An 18,741-nucleotide genomic window follows, 5' to 3' on the forward strand; every position below is an offset into this window, starting at 1 on the left:
ATAGAGTATCACAAAATATATCGGGATACTAAGATGTAATAGTACAATTTTAGCTCTGGTATTTGGGGGGCGTTTTTATGTTACCGTCATCCTCATTGCCATTAAGTTAACGTGATTTTCGGATAAGAAGCTTGTTTTATCCAGTCGTTACTTCGATGCCGTTCGGGCTGAGGAAGCGCGATAGCGCTGTCTCGAAGCCTTGGCACTGTACTAAGGCTTCGAGACGAGGCTACCGCCTCTCCTCAGCCCGAACGGATCGAGGTAAACACTGGCTCAAATAACTTTCTTATCCGAAATTCGTTAAGTTAAGTAATAGGCGATTGATTTAAATATATAAAAAAACTGTAGCCTTGATGCAGCGATAGCATAATCAAGGCTACGCCTATTTTAAATCAACCCCTCATCAACCATGTCCGTGCACTGTCACCTGCTGTGGCGCATGTCCAGTTGCATTTGGCTGAGGTTGAGCTGGTGCGGTACTTGCCTGCGGCTGAACGACTACTGCACTGCCGGTATTTCCGCCATGGCCATGAACGGTACCATTGCTGTTAGTATGCCCGTGAACATTGCCAGTTCCTGGATGGCCGTGCACATTTCCTGTATTAGTACCAGGATGACCATGTACGTTTGGAGACGCATTACCATGTGCCTGAGGACGTGGGTTTACAACAACTGGCGCACCATTATTAGGATGCCCCTGATATACCCGTCTGCCCGGCGCCGGTCTGTAACCATTATTATTCTGATGATGGCCATGATAATTGTTGAACTGGCGTGGGGGTTGAATGGGGTGAACTTCAACACGTGGTGGTGGCGGTGGATAATAACCGGGATCATAATATTGTTCTTCAACTACAGTACATGAACTTAATAAAGGTATAGCCAACAAACAGGAAACGAGGTATTTCATTTACAACTCCTCAAAAAGATAAAGGGAAGGTGCATCTATGATGAACCTTCCCTTGCTTGTGATATATAAAACTTATCGGGTAGACAATTCTGCTTTAGCTTGCTTCAAGTAAGGAACAACTCGAATAGTGCTGTTTACATTCGTCCAACCGGAATAAATGGTGTAATAAGGTGACTGAATAGTAATGTACATACCGCTATGGCAGTAGAAATTATAAAACAGGCTGATGTAATGTGGTGACTCATAACGGTAAATATTAAAATCTACTGTTGAACCATCATCAAAAGTACCGAAAACACGTACATCGGTGAAACTTTGGTTAATGATTTCAATCTGGCAATAACCAGGATAACTAACACCTTTTTGGATCGTCTTCTTGTCTTGGGCATCCGCTTTTGGGTGCAGGTGAACGTTTGCGGCAAAAACATTGGTAAATAAGCTAAAACAAACTATAAATAACAACGACTTCAACTTCATGGTTTACCCCTAAATATGATGGAGGCCGCATAGTAACATAGCATTCAATTTAGTCAATAGGTTTTTTTTATACCCATGCAACAAATAAAAATTGAAACATATCAAAACAAAAAGGTGATTAACTATATCTTTATGTTATATTTGGCGAATTAATTAATTTATCAAAAAATCAGTAGGGGAAGACAATGAAAAAGCGTATGACTATTATGGCAATAGCACTGCTTGTTGTTTTCGGCGGCATTATCGCTTTTAACCTGATAAAGTCAGTAATGATCAAACAGTTCTTCGCCAGTTATAGCCCTCCCGCGGTTACTGTTTCCTCAGCTGTTGCCCAAGCAGTAGACTGGCATCCAACCATTAGTGCCATAGGGAATTTCGTGGCGATTAATGGTGTTGATGTCAACTCTGAAGCCTCTGGAAACGTTGTTAAAATTGATTTTGAATCAGGACAATATGTGAACAAAGATGCACCTTTAATCACTATTGACGACAGTATTGATCAGGCTTTGTTGAAATTTAACCAGTCAGAACTGACTCTGAAAGAACTGAATTACAAACGCCAGACTGATCTATTCAAGAAAGGAGCTACACCAAGTTCCAGTGTTGATGAGGCGAAAGCTAATTTGCAACAGGCTCAGGCAAAAGTAGAACAAATTCAGGCGCAGATTAACCAAAAGCATATAGGCGCTCCTTTTGCTGGCCGTTTGGGAATTCGCCAGGTTAACCTGGGACAGTATATAAGCCCGGGACAAACTGCAATCGTTTCGCTGCAATCACTGGATCCCTTGTATCTTGAATTTTATCTTCCTGAGCAGTTGTATAAACGTATTAAACTCAATCAAAAAATTACCTTCTCTGTAGAAGAGTTCCCTAACGCACTGTTTGAAGGTACCTTATCAGCAATTAACTCAAAAATTGATTTAAACACGCACAACGTTCTGGTTCAGGCAAGATTACCCAATTGTCCTGCTGAAGCAGTGAAAGAACCAACTAAATCATCACTCATTACCACCCGCAAGGAAGAGCGTGGCGATAAATTGATTGTTACCTGTAACAGTGATTTAAATGCCAAAAACAAGATAAACAACTTCGTGTTTATTCCCGGGATGTTTGCATCAATTGATATAGAGCAACCACCTGTGCCACAAACCGTCATTGTTCCTTCAACTGCAGTGTCTTACAGCCTTTATGGTAATGCCATTTATGTTATTGAAAAGGATACCACAGGCAAGAAAAATAAAGATGGCACGGATCAATTGGTGGTAAACCGTATTTTCGTGACCACAGGTGAGCAGCAAGGAAACTATACCGTTATCAAGAAAGGTATTAAAGCCGGACAATTGGTTGTCAGTACAGGTGATTTGAAATTACAAAATGGAACACCTGTCGTGATTAACAACAGTGTAACCTTGAGTGATGTCGCCGATCCTGACACTTTGGGACAATAATAAGCGTTTCACCACAATATAAAAACATTGCCGCATCGCAATCCCGTATTACGCTCCGCTAATACGGGCTACAAAGTGGCATAAGCAGGATTATTTATGAAATTTACAGATCTCTTTATCAAACGCCCTGTTCTTTCCATAGTGGTCAGTTTGCTGATTTTTCTTTTTGGACTTAGCTCCATCAATAAAATGCAAATTCGCCAATATCCCCGTATGGATAATACTGTTATTACTATTACTACCAGTTATCCCGGTGCTGATGCCCAGCTTATCGCAGGATTCATCACTTCCCCATTGGAAAACTCCGTTGCCAGTGCCGAGGGAATTGATTACATGACCTCTTCCAGTGTTCAGGGTCTGAGTACCATTACCCTAAACATTAAATTAAATTTTGATCCGCAAATTGCATTTACCGATGTTATGAGTAAAGTGCAACAGACGCTGAACCAGTTACCTAAAGAAGCGCAGCAACCCGTTATTCTAAAATCCTCTGACTCATCAACTGCCTTGATGTACATCAGTCTCGACAGTCAGGACATGACACCACAGCAGATAACTGATTATGCGACCCGTGTAGTTCAACCTCAATTACAGACCGTTGATGGTGTGGCTAAGGCGGAAATTCTGGGTGGTGCCACCTATTCCATGCGTATTTTCCTTGACCCGATTAAAATGGCGGCACTGAATGTAACCCCGTCCGATGTCTCCGCGGTACTGGCCAGCAATAACTTTCTAACCGCAGCAGGCAGCACAAAGAATGAATATGTAGCGCTTAATATCACAGCCAAGACCGATCTGAATGATGCGGAAGAATTCAGTCGACTGATTGTACGCAGCAACAAAGGTTCTATTATTCGTTTACGTGATATTGCCGAGGTGACACTGGGTTCGCAAAGTTATGACAGCTCGGTAACATTTAACGGCAAGAAAGCAGTCTTTATCTCAATTACACCAACTCCAACAGCAAACCCGCTCACCGTGATTAGTGATGTCAGAGCGCTGATGCCATCTATAGTCAGAGAATTTCCTCCTTCACTGACAGGAACTATTGTGTACGATGCTACAGCATTCATACGTGCATCCATTAATGAAGTAATGCACACCATTATTGAAGCAGCTTTAATTGTTATTATAGTAATCTTCCTGTTCCTTGGGTCTTTGCGTTCCGTATTAATACCTATAGTAACTATCCCTCTGTCACTGGTGGGTGTGTGCACTCTGATGCTCATGCTCGGGTATAGCGTCAACCTCTTAACTCTTCTGGCCTTTGTGCTTGCTATCGGTCTGGTGGTGGATGATGCCATCGTGGTTGTAGAAAATGTCCACCGGCATATAGAAGAAGGAAAGTCGCCGTTTGATGCAGCCATTATTGGTGCCCGCGAAATTGCTACACCAGTTATTGCTATGACCATCACCCTTGCAGCGGTCTATGCACCCATTGGATTCATGGGAGGACTAACTGGCGCACTCTTTAAGGAATTCGCTTTTACCCTCGCCTGCTCGGTTATCATTTCGGGAGTCATTGCTTTAACCTTGTCCCCAATGATGTGTTCCAAAGTGTTATCCAAAGAAATCAGTAGCGGAAAGTTCGTGCATTTTCTGGATAATATTTTTAACAAATTAAAAATAAAGTACCAAAATGCTTTACACAGTTTGTTAGATACCCGCGCTATCATGCTGGTTTTTGCAGCCGTTGTCATTTTGATGCTCCCCTATTTGTATACCAATACTGCTGCAGAGACCGCGCCCGATGAAGATCAGGGATTTTTCTTTGTAATGGCCGTGGCTCCTCAATATGCGACTCTTAATTACATTGAAGCATTTACCAAGCCTTTCGATGAGATTTATAAAAGTTTCCCTGAAACTGAGAACTATTTTACCGTCAACATGGCTCAGCCCATTTCTGGTATGGTTTTAAAGCCTTGGGATGAGCGTGATACCAGTCAGTTTGCCATGAAAGAACCCTTACAAAACAAATTATCTCAGGTTGCGGGACTTAATGCCTTCGCTATAGTACCCCCTCCCCTTCCAGGTGGTGGCGGTGGCCCTCCAGTCCAGTTCGTCATAAAAACAACGAATGATTTCCAGAGTTTATTTGACGTGTCTAACAAATTAACTGAGAAAGCCAAAAACAGCGGTTTATTCATTTACATTGACAACGGCTTGAAATTTAACCAACCTCAGATTGAATTGGAAATTAATCGTGCCAAAGCGTCAGAAATGGGATTGGATATGAGGGCCATAGGCAGCAGTTTGACCAGCGCCCTTTCCGGCAACTATGTAAACTACTTTAATTTACAAGGCCGCAGTTATCAGGTAATACCACAGCTGGATCGTAAATTCCGCCTGACACCAGAGCAACTGGGGCAGATTTATGTAAAAACCATCAACAATGTTATGGTTCCGCTTTCAACAGTTGTTACTCCTAAAGAAAGAACTGAACCTAATGCTGCGACTCACTTCCAACAGCTGAACTCGGCAACTATTCAAGCCGTAATGATGCCAGGTAAAACTCTGGGTGATGGATTGAAATTTTTGCAGGAAGCAGCGAACGAAACCCTGCCTAAAGGATTTACTTATGACTTTGGTGGTGAATCAAGGCAATTTATGCAGGAAGGAAGTGCCCTGGTTTTTGCCTTTATCTTTGCGATTATTATCATCTATCTGGTATTAGCAGCACAGTATGAAAGTTTCCGTGACCCACTCATTGTATTGATCTCTGTCCCCATGTCCATTTGTGGTGCGTTAATTCCTTTGAATCTGGGATTGGCAAGTATCAACATTTACACTCAAGTGGGTTTGATTACCCTGATAGGATTGATCAGTAAACATGGAATATTAATCGTTGACTTCGCGAACCATTTGCAACGGGAAAAGAATATGGATAAACGTGCTGCGGTGGAAGAGGCAGCTGCGATTCGTCTAAGGCCTATTCTGATGACAACGGCAGCTATGGTCTTTGGTGTGTTACCACTCCTGATTGCTTCCGGAGCAGGTGCGGTAAGCCGTTTTGATATAGGATTGGTTATTTCTACAGGACTGTTAATTGGTACCTGTTTTACCCTCTTTGTGGTACCTACAATGTACAGCTACATTGCTGAGGATCATCGCCATAAGCCTGGTGAGCCTGAAGAGTTGCAAGAAGTTTAATTCAGCGATACTCGATCCCGTATTACGCTTCGCTAATACGGGCTACAGACCTGTAATTGGCACAATTCCGTAGCCTGTATTAGCAAAGCGTAATACAGGATCGAAGTGGTAATTTTTCCCTAAGATTTGTCTTTCGCGAACGTCTGCTTGCCCGAAGAAAACCCGGGCACGCAAACGTTCAGGATGTCCACATCCCCTTTTCTCCTGTGAAAGAGTATTTGTCTGTGATAAAATTCACAGTTTTTACACCACAGGCAAAAACATGGATAAAACCTATTCCCCCGAGGCGATAGAACAGCCTTCTTACAAAAAATGGGAAAGTCACAATTACTTTCAACCACGCGGTGATGGCAACCGCTTTTGTATCATGCTCCCCCCTCCTAACGTCACAGGAAGCCTGCACATGGGACATGGTTTTCAACATACGATTATGGATGCTTTGACGCGTTATCACCGTATGATGGGGGATAAAACTTTATGGCAGCCAGGAACCGATCATGCAGGCATATCGACTCAATTGGTCGTTGAACGCCAATTGGAAGCCCAAGGGACATCACGAAAAGATCTTACTCGTGAACAATTTCTGGAACGTATATGGCAATGGAAAAGTGAATCCGGAAATACCATCACGCAACAAATGCGACGCCTGGGTACTTCAGTAGACTGGTCTCGTGAACGGTTTACCATGGATGAAGGCTTGTCTGCAGCAGTACAAAAAGTATTTGTGCAGTTACATGAAGAGGGTTTGATATACCGCGGTACGCGTCTGGTCAATTGGGATCCCAAGCTGGGAACTGCCGTTTCTGATCTTGAAGTTCTTTCTGAAGAAGAGGATGGTTTCCTCTGGCACATACGATACCCGGTTGTTGACTCCGAGGAATCACTTACTGTAGCTACAACACGCCCGGAAACCTTACTCGGTGACTCTGCTGTAGCAGTGCACCCTGAAGATGAGCGTTTCAAACATTTAATAGGCAAACAGGTTCATCTTCCCCTTTGTGACAGAACAATTCCTGTCATTGCAGACGAATATGTAGATAAAGAATTCGGCAGCGGCTGCGTTAAAATAACACCAGCCCATGATTTTAATGACCATGAAGTAGGTAAGCGCCACCAATTGCCGCTGGTCAACATTCTTACCAAAAAGGCGACCATCAATAAAAACTCGCCCCTTAAGTATCAAGGCATGGATCGTTTTGTCGCCAGAGAACAAATCATCAAAGATTTGGAAGCTGTGAGCTTGCTGGTAAAAACAGAGCCGCATAAATTAAAAGTGCCTCGCGGGGAAAAATCCGGCGTTGTCATTGAGCCCTTATTAACTGACCAATGGTATGTCAAAACCAAACCCTTAGCTGAACCTGCGATTGCTGCGGTTCAAAAAGGTGAAATACGTTTTATTCCTGAAACCTGGACCAAGACTTATTATCAATGGATGGAAAACATCGAAGACTGGTGTATCAGCCGCCAGCTCTGGTGGGGACATCGCATACCCGCCTGGTATGATAATCACGGCAATGTTTATGTGGGTTACAGTGAAAATGACGTTCGTTTTAAATACAAGATTGATGAAGCCACTCCATTAAAGCAAGACGAAGACGTATTGGATACCTGGTTTTCATCAGCCTTGTGGCCTTTCTCAACTTTAGGCTGGCCTGAACGTACTCCTGAACTGGAGCAGTTCTACCCCACTTCTGTGCTGGTTACCGGTTTTGATATTATTTTCTTCTGGGTTGCCCGGATGATTATGATGGGTCTTAAATTTACTGGAAAAATTCCTTTCAAAGACGTCTTCATTACTGGCCTGATCCGCGACAGTGAAGGACATAAAATGTCAAAATCCAAAGGGAATGTTCTCGATCCTCTGGACATTATTGACGGGATTGATGTTGATTCTCTGGTTGCCAAGCGAACCTCCAACCTGATGCTGACTTCTGTACGCGATAAAATTGCCAAAGCAACGCGTAAAGAGTTTCCTGAGGGTATCAATGCATACGGTACCGATGCCTTGCGCTTTACCTATTGCTCTCTGGCATCTACAGGGCGCAATGTGCGTTTTGATATGGGACGTGTTGAAGGATATAGAAATTTCTGTAATAAGTTATGGAATGCCGCCCGTTATGTCATGCTTAATACTGATGAAGAGCAAGTCGATTTTGGTGACGGTGCATTTCAATACAGCCCTGCTGATCAATGGATTTTATCGCGTCTGCAACGCACTATAGAGAAAACACATCATTATTTTGAAACCTACAGGTTCGATTTATTAGCCAATACACTTTATGAATTTGTCTGGCATGAGTATTGTGACTGGTATCTGGAATTGTCAAAACCAGTACTTCAGGATGAACATGCTTTAAGTGCAATGAAACGTGGTACCAGAAGAACACTGCTCCATATTCTAGATCAGGTTTTAAAATTACTTCATCCACTGATGCCTTTTATTACCGAAGAAATCTGGCAAAGGGCAACCAAATTTACTAATGAGAATGGTAATTCCATTATGTTGAGCACTTACCCTCAGGTGGATGCGCAATTCATTAATGAAACCGTTGAAGAAGAACTGGATTGGTTAAAAGCCGCAATTCAGGCTATTCGTACCATTCGCAGTGAAATGTCTATTTCTCCTGCGAAGCAGATTCCTTTAAATGTTCGCCATGTAACGCCAGCTTTGAAGGAACGTTTTGAGAAATACGAGCACATTTTAAAGGCTTTAAGTAAAATTAGACAGCTTCATTTCCTGGAGGCTGATGAAAAAGTACCGGTATCAGCAACCGCTGTTTTAGGGGATATTGAATTACTGATTCCTATGGCTGATTTGATTGATAAAGAAGCTGAATTATCACGTCTTGCCAAAGAACTGGCAAAGCTGGATAAAGATATTGATCTGGCTCAGGGTAAATTAAACAATCCTAAATTTACTGACAAGGCACCTGCGGATATTATTGCCAAAGAACAGGAAAAACTGGCGCAGGCTTTGTTGGCTAAAGACAAGCTGGTTGAACATAGGGTACGGATTGAGACTTTGTAACGCACTGTTTGTAGCCTGTATTAGCGGAGCGTAATACAGGATGGAAGTGGCAATTTCCCGTATTACGCTCCGCTAATACGGGCTACGAAACTATGATACTCTGCCATTCGCGACTCTACGTCGTTATGAGAGTGGCATGGTGCCTGTATGAGGAGATCCTTCGTGCCAAAAGCCGCGCTCAGGATGACGATTTTAGAAGGCGAATGAACAGTGAATGCTCAAAATAAAGGATTTAAAACGTATCTCTTTCCCCTTATTCTAATTTCTTCAATTCTTCTGGGGGGGCTTACCGGTTACCTCAGTGGACAAAATGCCCAATATTTAAAACCTTTTGGTGATATTTTCCTGAATTTGATTTTTACCGCAATTGTCCCATTGATATTTTTCAGCGTTTCCTCAGCTATAGCGCGCGCTGGCTCTGTAGGGAAATTAGGTAAAATTATTTTTTATATGTCTGTTGTGTTCGTGTTTACCGGGATAATCGCTGCTATTTTTGCGATTTTCACTGTAATCACTTTCCCTCCCGCTCAGAATGTCAGCCTGCAGCTTGCCATGCCTGAGAAAGTCACGACACTGAGCTTTTTCAATCAAATAACTAACATATTTACCGTATCTGATTTTTCCAAATTACTGTCTCATGAACATATTCTTGCTCTAATCGTATTCTCAATTATGGTAGGTCTTGCAACCGCTAAAGCCGGAACACAGGGTGAATCCTTCAGTGCTTTTTTAAAAGCCGGTGAAGATATTTTCATGCGCGTATTTGGGCTGATTATGTATTATGCACCCATTGGTTTTTTTGCTTATTTCGCAGTACTGGTCAGTGAAATGGGGCCGCAACTGTTGGAAAGTTATTTGCGCGTGACCGTAATCTATTATGCGTCTTCAATAATTTATTTCCTTTTAGCGTTTACGGCTTATGCTTATCTGGCTGGAAGAATGACAGGCATCAAATTGTTTTGGTCCCATGTCTTCCTCCCCATGGTAACCGCTGTTGCAACCTGTAGTAGTGCGGCCAGTATTCCTGCTAATCTGACTGCAACAAAGAAAATGAAGGTTGCTCCTGAAATATATGAAACAGCCATACCTTTAGGATCCATCATTCATAAAGACGGCTCGGTGATTGGCGGAGTTTTTAAGATTGCATTTTTATTCGGAATTTTTCATTTAAATTTTTCCGGTCCTTATGTTTTATTCACAGCATTGGGTGTTTCTTTACTGGTAGGCACAGTGATGGGAGCTATCCCAAGTGGTGGTATGCTGGGTGAATTGCTGATTCTCACCGTTTACGGCTTTCCTCCCTCGGTTTTGATTGCCATTGCCGCCATCAGCATTATCATTGATCCACTGGCTACTATGATTAATGTGACCGGAAACAGTGTCAGCAGTATGTTAATTGCAAGACTGGTTGAGGGAGAAACCTGGTTTCAGCGAAAACCCAATGAAAGTTAATATGTTCTATACTTTTAGGTTTGATGATGTCTGCATAAATAAAGGGATGAGAAATGACACAACACTCTGCACTCAAGACTCTTGGCATAGTACTTTTCCCTGACTTTGAAACTTTGGATGTATTTGGCCCACTGGAAATGTTTGGTATGTTGCCCGACAAACTTAATGTGGTATTCATTTCGCAACATCAGGGATTGGTCAAATCAATCCATGGACAAAGAGTACAGACTGACTTTGGATGGGGCGATGCACCTCATCTGGATTATATGCTGATACCTGGGGGTATGGGTACAAGACGAGAAGTAAACAATCAGCCTTTGCTCGACTGGATAAAAGACAAATCCGATCACACAGACATCACTCTTTCAGTCTGTACCGGTGCAGCATTATTAGCTAAAGCTGGCGTTTTGGATGGTCATAAAGCGACAACTAATAAATTGGCCTTTAACTGGGTAATGGAACAAGGTCCACAGGTGAACTGGATTAAAAAAGCACGCTGGGTTGACGATGGCCATGTTGTGACCTCTTCAGGGATTTCTGCCGGCATAGACATGAGCCTTTATGTCATCGCCAGGTTGTTTGGCACTCAAGTACGCGATGATGTGGCCAAGAGAGCAGAATACACCCTGAACACCGATCCATCGATGGATCCTTTTATGACCGATTGAATAATGTAAAAACTGTAGCCTTGATGCAGCGATAGCGCTGAGTGCTCCTCTCATAATTTTAATCTCGTAAAAAGATGTAAATAAACAGGATGATCATCGCAAGTAGCCCCTCCACCTCCGGGGGAGGGTGCCCGACAGGGCGGGTGGGGGGATCAAAAAGAGAACTCATTTAAGGTAGAAAGCTCTAAAACAAAATGGTCTATTTGATAGAAACTCCTTTTTTGATCCCCCCATCCGCCCTGTCGGGCACCTTCCCCCGGAGAGGGGAAGGCGATCCTGCATAGATCTGAGTGTTACCCAATATGAGAGGATCATTCAGAGCGATAGCGTAATCAAGGTTTTCTTTCTTCACATAAGGTCAAAAATTAAGGAAAACCTTGATTACGCTATCGCTGCATCAAGGCTACACGTATTTAAAAATAATAAAATAACAACAGGCAAAATGCCGTAGCACTAAATCATGCTCTGTGCCGCAACAAAAATTCCGCTTCCTGACGGTCGCGGCTCGGTTTTCGTGCGTTCGTAGATACTTCATCGTGCACCGGAAACCGAGCCGCGACCGTCAGGAAGCGGAACAGTTATACTGGCAGTGACAACTGCAAGCAGACCGGGTTACGGCATTTTGCCACTGATTGGAGAGACTATCGGGAGTGGTAAATCTGCCCTGTTTGCAATCCTTCCACACTTTTACTGTAAGCCCTGGCAACGCGTTCAACCGGTACAGGTTCATAGCCTCTGAAATAAGGGCCGTAACTGTCTAAAGCCTCTGTCACTACAGTTGGGCTTACTGCATTAATGCGAATACCTCTGGGCATTTCTATTGCAGCACCGGTCACAAAGCCATCAATACCTCCATTCACCATTGATGCCGATACACCCAAAGCAATGGGATCATGATTCAATATACCGCTAGTCAGGGTGAAAGAACCAAAATCGTTCATATAATCCAACCCGAGCAAGACGCAATTGACTTGCCCCATGAGCTTGCTGTTGAGGCCAACATACATCTCTTCACAGGTTATTTTAGCTAAGGTAACGAACGATACTTTGCCCGTAGCCATGACCAGCGCATCGATTTTGCCGACTTTTTTGTACAAAGCCTTTATAGAGTCCATTTGCAAAATATCGACCGTGTACTCTCCATCACTATGCCCTACCGTGATGACTTCATGTCGCGGCTTTAATTCATTCACTACAGCAGAACCGATTAATCCTGTACCTCCGATTACCATCACTTTCATTGTAGTCCCTAGTATTATTTTTTGAATTTAGAGTAGACCTTATTTTTTTAGTATTCAAGGGCTTATTGCCACTTTCTTTCCCGTATTACGCTTCGCTAATACAGACTACGATTTGTAAAGGTGTATCCAAGACCAAGTTATTGTACAATAGAGCAAAATGAAGTCATCTATCATTTTTTTTGTCGAAGTTTTACAGGAGAGTTGTACTCATGCATTTTAAATTGGAAGATGTTATACGTTTTGCTAATGAAGTAAAAACCAAAATCCCCTCAAATATAAAAAAGCCCGTGTATTTTCACAGTCATTGGTTTAATCACGAATTGGAACTCAACGGCCGTAAAAGAGACTGTGAGAGAGCCCCTTGCAATCAAAATTTCTTACCAGTATATGCGTCTGCATTGGCAAATGCCGCTACTTATCTTGTAAATAAGAGCAAAACGGGCAGTCACCCCACTGAGGACAGGTTGTCTTTTATTGATTCACACACTCGATTCCTTCATAGCAAAGTCAATTCTCCTGCTCACCCATTCATCCTGCCGATTCAGGTAAATAACTCTCCTGACATCCCCCCAAAACCCGCTCCCGTGAAAGCAACAGTACATAGTCGTGAACATGTGACACAAACTACCAGTCGAACTAGTGAAATAAAAAAAGCAGCACTCTCATTTCTTGGTACTGTAGTTACAACTGCGGCAAAAGAACTCCTTCCCAAAACTGCCGAAGCAACATTATTTTTTGAAAGTGACGAGTTTAAAAGTTTTGTTAAATACCGTGATTTCTTAAAAAATGATGAGCGCAGCCATACCTTCTTTGGCGTCAACCTGGATTTGCACAAGGAAAAATACGAGATCATGAATTATGTTGTTACGTTACTGCAGGTTCAAACTGATATAGACGGTATACGTTTGGTTCTCGATACTTTTGCGGCGGGTAAAGGTCAATTGGTTTCTTATGACGATGGAAAAACCTATAAAAGTTCTTTTTACGATATATTGAATATGGGACAAAACATAACCACTTTCATTTTAGGTTTGTTTGGGTTGATCAATACCACATCAATCAATCGCTTTAACCTCATGATAAAGAAAGCCGAAGAAATCAGTTATGAATCTGGAGCAGAAAGCAGGATGAAGTTAGATTAACCAAGGCAAATAATATAAAATGTAGCCTTGATGCAGCGACAGCGAAATCAAGGTTTTCTTTCTTCACACAAGGCTTAAAATTAAGGAAAACCTTGATTTCGCTGTCGCTGCATCAAGGCTACATTATATTTTATCGACACAGACCCGGCGGTTGATCCACCATCCCAACAATAGTGTCGAGAGCACTCCTAAATAAATACCTGCATTCTTCCAGGAAGGGCCTACCAGCTGTAAGGCATCGGGGCTTTGGAAAATTGAAAAAGGTATGGCGAGTAACACATCGATGATGGCGGAACCCGCGACAAGACCGCAGGCAATCAATGTACCCTTCTGCTTTCTGATTACTGTATCTTCCTTAGAAAAATTCAAACGTCCCAAGCGCTTTTGCACAATTAAGGCTATGATTCCGCCGATGAAGAGAGGAAACGAAGAGGCAAGTGGCAAATACATACCAATAGCGATGCCCAATATGGATAAATTCAGAAAGCGTTTGACATTAAAAATCCTGTTTACGACGATGAACAGCAATATAATGGCAGAACCAATAAGCATCATGGTCCAGGGCAAGGAATTACTGAATACCGCTTCAGTAATTGCAGCCATCAATGCTGCCGTAGGTGCAGGTAAGGATTGAGAAACATCCATTCCAGGATGAGGCATTACTCCTGCAATTCCGTACACGTTAAATAATAATTGCATGACGGGTGGGATAACCAAAGCTGAAACAACCACACCAAGTAACAACATGACCTGTTGTTTCCAGGGCGTTGCCCCTACCAATTGCCCCACTTTTAAATCCTGAGTATTATCATTAGCGATGGCTGCGATACCCGTTACCACGGAACCGATAATAATAGTAATGGCTTCTGCCGCCTGAACCTGATGAGGTGTTAAAGGAAGGGGCAGCATATGGTTTATTACTGTTAGCAATAACCAGGCGGCAAAGAGCATCCCGGAAATAACGACCGAACTGCCAGGGCTTGCTGTAACACCAACCATCCCGGAAAAATAAGCCGTAATCACTGAAAATAAAAAGCCGATAAATAAGACATACAGCACGGCAAAAAAGATTAAGGTAGGCGAATAAGTATTATTCAATCCCACTTGTGACAGCGGAAACATAAACTGGAAGAATAAAAATAATATGCCCGCCATGGTCGCAATGCCCATCAGAATGAAAGGCATGGGGATGTCTTTATCAGTACGAGGAAAGTCTGTTCCTGCCCTACCTTTAGACATAAATGAACTGAACGAATTACTGATACTTTTTGATAAAGGCTTAACCAGTTTTAAAAAAGTCCACATACCGGCAAACAACATAGCTCCTATTCCCAAATAGCGCATTTCGCTATTCCACAATAAAGTCGCTGCCTGCTCAGGGGGATATTGCGTCACAAAATCAGGATAAAACCGACTGACAACAGGTAATGCTACCAACCAGGAAATGACCGCCCCCAGAAAAATGCTGATGGCCATATCATGTCCGACAAGATAGCCTGCACCTATCATAGTAGCGGAAAAGCCTGCACCCAGGCCAAAGAGGGAACGTTTCATGACGAACCAATACCCCCAGCTGTTGGCTATAATCTTGAAACCAAGCTGTAAGAGTTCGATGAAACCACCGATAGCACCGCCAATAAAGATATCCTTAATACCTGCTTTTTCAGCAGAGGATTTCAATACTTCGGCTATTGCCCGCCCTTCAGGAAACTTTAGGGTGTCGTCGTTTACCAAAAGCCGACGCAGGGGAATTGAAAATAAAACACCTAAAATTCCACCGCAGGCAGCGATAAAGAAATTGGTCCAATAATCAAAGTGATTCCAAAATCCGATAATGATTAATGCAGGAATAGTGTACACAATACCGCCTGCCACTGCCTCTCCAGCAGAAGCCGCGGTTTGCACGGCATTATTTTCAAGAATGGTTGAGTTTCTGAAAAACCGCAAAATTCCCATGGAAATAATAGCTGCTGGAATTGAAGCTGAAGTTAAAATCCCTAACTTCAGCGCAAGATATGCATTAGACATAGCCAACAACACGGTCAGTATTATCGCCAACAACACTACTCTGAACGTTAATTCAGCTACATTTTTGTTCGCAGCTATAAATGGGGTATCTGACATCAATTACCCCACACAGATTTTGCTATTTCCGGCTTCAGCATGGCAGAAATAAGTGACAGGGGAATGTTTATAGTTTGTTCACCATAGACGTAGGCTGCAACCTGATAACTATTAAACAACACAGCAATACCTTTATCAGTAAAATACCAGACGGCATAATTTTCTGTAGTAGGCTTGGTGCCTTCACTTATCCACTTTTCATCGGATATCTTTTTCGCCGTAATTGCCTTTTTAGCGAAAGCTGATATAGGCTTCAGATAATCAGCTCCAGAAACAAACAAATCAGCCAGCTTTACTTCCTGTCCTTTTACAAAGTTTACTACCGCAACGGTATTGGCAGGATGGGCAGCTCCCTTATGATAAATTGAAACATTAAACTGAACACTCAAAGCAGTGTCTGATTTATAGGGAATTGAATAGGTCACATTAAGGCCGGTTTTTCCGGGTGCATCAGCAGGTGTGTCTTCATCTTCTGATAATTCATTCATGAACTCTTTTTGCGTGCTATCAATAAAATTCTTAATGGCGGCATTCACGCTATCCGTTTTAAATCCTTGCGGGTATTTAATATCAAGAATATATGCAGGCGTTTCCTTTTTAATCACTACTGGCGTCTCAGCCTGTACCAGAAACGCGGTGAACAATAATCCTGAAGCAAAACCTGCTTTTAACATCAACTTAGTTCGATGCAACATGTCCGGACTCCTGAATAATATTTTTAATGGATATCCACTCACCAGCAATCATTGTTTTGTGCGGTAAAGGATAAGCGAAATAATAACAAAGTGCTGCACTATCATTTATAGACCATAAAATCAGATCTGCAGCTTTACCTACAGCAATACTGCCAATCTGCTCTTCCAGTCCCAAGGCTCTGGCGGCCTGAAAGGTTACAGCAGAAAGCACCTCAGGTACTGTCAGGGCAAAAAACTGACACGCCATATTCATCATTAATAACAAGGACGTTGTTGGTGATGAACCTGGATTCGAATCCGTTGCAATGGCTATCCCTACCCCGGCCTGGCGCAGCAAGTCTACTGGCGGCTTGTGTTTTTCCCTGAGGAAATAAAAAGCGCCTGGAAGCAAAACAGCCACTGTACCGGCTTTGGCCATGGCCTCAGCTCCGGCTTCATCCAGAAACTCCAGATGGTCACAAGACAAAGCACCCGCATTAGCAGCAAGAGCACTGGCACCTAAATTAGATAACTGTTCTGCATGGCATTTAATGGGTAAATTCAAAGCCTGGGCGACCGTAAAAATTTGCTCAGTCTGAGCAAGGGAAAAAGCAATAGACTCACAAAAAACATCCACGGCATCTGCCAAACCTGATTCATGAACCGCCGGCAACATTTCATTACAAAGATGATCAACATAAGCCTGACTGTTACCATTGAATTCAGGGCCTACGGCATGAGCTCCAAGAAAAGTGGTTTTTACTCTCATACCACTTAAAGAAGCCAAATGCCTCGCAACCCTTAACATTTTCAATTCATTTTCCAAATCAAGACCATAGCCTGATTTAATTTCTACGGTGGTAACACCTTCATTACGCAAAGCAAGGATTCGTGGTAAAGACTGTTGCAGCAATTCGTATTCAGAGGCAGCACGGGTTTGACGTACTGTAGAAATAATTCCGCCGCCTGCTTTGGCGATTTCGGCATAACTTAAGCCATCCAGTTTTAACTTGAATTCAGCAGCCCGGTTACCGGCATAAACCAGATGGGTATGGCAATCAACTAACCCTGGCGTGACTAACTGTCCTTTACAATCCTCTATGCATTTGGCGTGTTTCATCAGGCTTTCAGGAAGATCGGCAGACATACCACACCAGCTTATTTTTCCCTCTTTGATAGCAATAGCCTGTCCTGGTAACTGGACGCCTTGGGCATCGAGAAGGGTGGCATTTATAAGCAAAGTATCACAGGTGAACATTAGAAATCCCAATGAAGTACTTGATGAGGTGCTTTAAGCCAGGCCGAATGATGGCTGGTATCATAAAGATCCCACTCTTTTGAAGTATACGTTTCTTTATCCGTATCCAGTAATAGCCAGACAAAAAATTCGGCTACTGTTTCTGGACTGACCAGACGATTGTTATCTTTCAGACGCTGATAAAATGCAACCTGTTCCGGATCCATCTCAGAGCCTTTTCTCGCAATAGCTTGCATGTCAGTGTCTATGATACCTGGCATCACGTTAGCAAATGCAACGCGGTGTGATTCCAATTGCCAGCATTGGGTCAACATAGCCAAAGCAGCTTTTGAAACACAATAAGCAGTCCAGCCTTTTACAGCAAAATAGGCAGCTCCGGAGCCAATATTTAACACCCTGCCATTAAGTAATTTGTCATAAAGCATTTGTGGCAAGAACAGTGGGGCATCAAGATTGGTATTTAAAGTATGATGCCAATCCTCTGCTTTCAGATTTTTAATTCCAACCACGGGTTCGAGAGTACCCGCATTATTAATCAACGCAGTGATTGCAGGTAAAGACTTGCAAAATTCACTCAGCACCTTTCGTCCAGCTTCTGTTGAAACATCAGTACATAAATAATTAATTAAAGCTGAGGCAGCAGCCGTTTCTTGCAATAATTGCTCCCGGCGCCCCACGATTAATACCGATTTTCCACGCTGCGCTAAAGCCAATGCTAACGCTTTACCAAGTCCGCTTCCGCCCCCAGTAATAATAAACATGGTATCCTCATCCACTATTTGGCACTATGTATCTATATAATCAGATATCATACCAGACATTGGGTTAAGTTGGCATAATATAGTCACAGGACTTATGAAAAACTCGTAAGACATCCTACGTGCCGCGGCCGAAGGTCCGCGGCATCCAGAGAGATATAGAAGGTCGAAATGATTGAAAATATAAGCCCAAAATGGAATGATCTGTATAAAGAAATCTGTCACTGACTGATCAGTTTTCTGGATGCCGCGGACCTTCGGCCGCGGCACGTAGGATTTTAAGATAGATACAGGAGCATTGAATGTTTGAACACCTTCCTAATTATCAGAAAGCGGATCCTTCCCTCTGGCAGGGCAGAACAGACACGGCAAATGCGGAGCGATTTTTTCAAAAAATAAACTTTGTTAACC

At 42.8% G+C, this 18,741-nt stretch carries 13 protein-coding genes; 6 read left to right on the forward strand and 7 right to left on the reverse strand.

Features of this window, described 5'->3' with window-relative positions:
* Positions 1–403 precede the first annotated feature (403 nt).
* Together B094_RS16005 and B094_RS0109875 are read right to left on the reverse strand one after the other, a co-directional pair.
* The gene (locus B094_RS16005; protein ID WP_018577650.1) at positions 404–910 is read right to left on the reverse strand and encodes a hypothetical protein; all 507 of its coding nucleotides are present in this window, start codon (positions 908–910) and stop codon (positions 404–406) included.
* 72 nt (positions 911–982) lie between these two features.
* Entirely contained in the window at positions 983–1,387 is a 405-nt protein-coding gene (locus B094_RS0109875; protein WP_018577651.1) for a hypothetical protein, read from the reverse strand.
* A gap of 185 nt (positions 1,388–1,572) precedes the next feature.
* Between B094_RS0109875 and B094_RS0109880 the strand changes: the two genes are divergently transcribed.
* The 5 genes from B094_RS0109880 to B094_RS0109900 all read left to right on the forward strand — a co-directional run bounded on the left by B094_RS0109880 (position 1,573) and on the right by B094_RS0109900 (position 11,133).
* Positions 1,573–2,835, forward strand: coding sequence for an efflux RND transporter periplasmic adaptor subunit (locus tag B094_RS0109880; RefSeq protein ID WP_018577652.1), 1,263 nt, complete (start codon positions 1,573–1,575; stop codon positions 2,833–2,835).
* A 96-nt stretch (positions 2,836–2,931) separates the two neighbouring features.
* Entirely contained in the window at positions 2,932–5,985 is a 3,054-nt protein-coding gene (locus B094_RS0109885; protein WP_018577653.1) for an efflux RND transporter permease subunit, read from the forward strand.
* 262 nt (positions 5,986–6,247) lie between these two features.
* Complete coding sequence (locus tag B094_RS0109890) at positions 6,248–9,013, forward strand: valine--tRNA ligase (RefSeq protein ID WP_018577654.1); 2,766 nt, start codon at positions 6,248–6,250, stop codon at positions 9,011–9,013.
* Between the two features lie 210 nt (positions 9,014–9,223).
* A complete protein-coding gene (locus B094_RS0109895) occupies positions 9,224–10,465 on the forward strand; it encodes a dicarboxylate/amino acid:cation symporter (protein WP_018577655.1) in 1,242 nt (413 codons plus the stop codon).
* A 53-nt stretch (positions 10,466–10,518) separates the two neighbouring features.
* Positions 10,519–11,133 carry a DJ-1/PfpI family protein gene (locus tag B094_RS0109900; RefSeq protein WP_018577656.1) on the forward strand — a complete coding sequence of 205 codons (615 nt, stop codon included), beginning with the start codon at positions 10,519–10,521 and terminating at the stop codon, positions 11,131–11,133.
* A 641-nt stretch (positions 11,134–11,774) separates the two neighbouring features.
* Here the strand turns inward: B094_RS0109900 and B094_RS0109905 are convergent.
* Positions 11,775–12,374, reverse strand: coding sequence for a short chain dehydrogenase (locus B094_RS0109905; protein ID WP_018577657.1), 600 nt, complete (start codon positions 12,372–12,374; stop codon positions 11,775–11,777).
* 209 nt (positions 12,375–12,583) lie between these two features.
* Here B094_RS0109905 and B094_RS0109910 point away from each other — a divergent pair, with 209 nt between their 5' ends.
* Positions 12,584–13,516: a hypothetical protein gene (locus B094_RS0109910; RefSeq protein ID WP_018577658.1), complete on the forward strand. Its 933-nt coding sequence runs from the start codon at positions 12,584–12,586 to the stop codon at positions 13,514–13,516.
* Positions 13,517–13,639: 123 nt separating this feature from the next.
* Here B094_RS0109910 and B094_RS0109915 read toward each other — a convergent pair whose 3' ends face one another.
* Genes B094_RS0109915 through B094_RS0109930 form a run of 4 tightly spaced genes read right to left on the reverse strand, consistent with a single transcriptional unit; the run spans position 13,640 to position 18,333 of the window.
* A complete protein-coding gene (locus tag B094_RS0109915) occupies positions 13,640–15,640 on the reverse strand; it encodes an OPT family oligopeptide transporter (protein ID WP_018577659.1) in 2,001 nt (666 codons plus the stop codon).
* Positions 15,640–16,335, reverse strand: coding sequence for a DUF3298 and DUF4163 domain-containing protein (locus B094_RS0109920; RefSeq protein ID WP_018577660.1), 696 nt, complete (start codon positions 16,333–16,335; stop codon positions 15,640–15,642). The genes B094_RS0109915 and B094_RS0109920 overlap by 1 nt, the downstream gene beginning before the upstream one ends.
* The gene (gene hutI, locus B094_RS0109925; protein WP_018577661.1) at positions 16,319–17,572 is read right to left on the reverse strand and encodes an imidazolonepropionase; all 1,254 of its coding nucleotides are present in this window, start codon (positions 17,570–17,572) and stop codon (positions 16,319–16,321) included. The genes B094_RS0109920 and hutI overlap by 17 nt, the downstream gene beginning before the upstream one ends.
* Entirely contained in the window at positions 17,572–18,333 is a 762-nt protein-coding gene (locus B094_RS0109930; protein ID WP_018577662.1) for an SDR family NAD(P)-dependent oxidoreductase, read from the reverse strand. The genes hutI and B094_RS0109930 overlap by 1 nt, the downstream gene beginning before the upstream one ends.
* Between the last annotated feature and the right edge of the window lie 408 nt (positions 18,334–18,741).

The sequence above is a fragment of the Legionella shakespearei DSM 23087 genome (genome assembly GCF_000373765.1).
GTDB classification, from domain to species: domain Bacteria; phylum Pseudomonadota; class Gammaproteobacteria; order Legionellales; family Legionellaceae; genus Legionella; species Legionella shakespearei.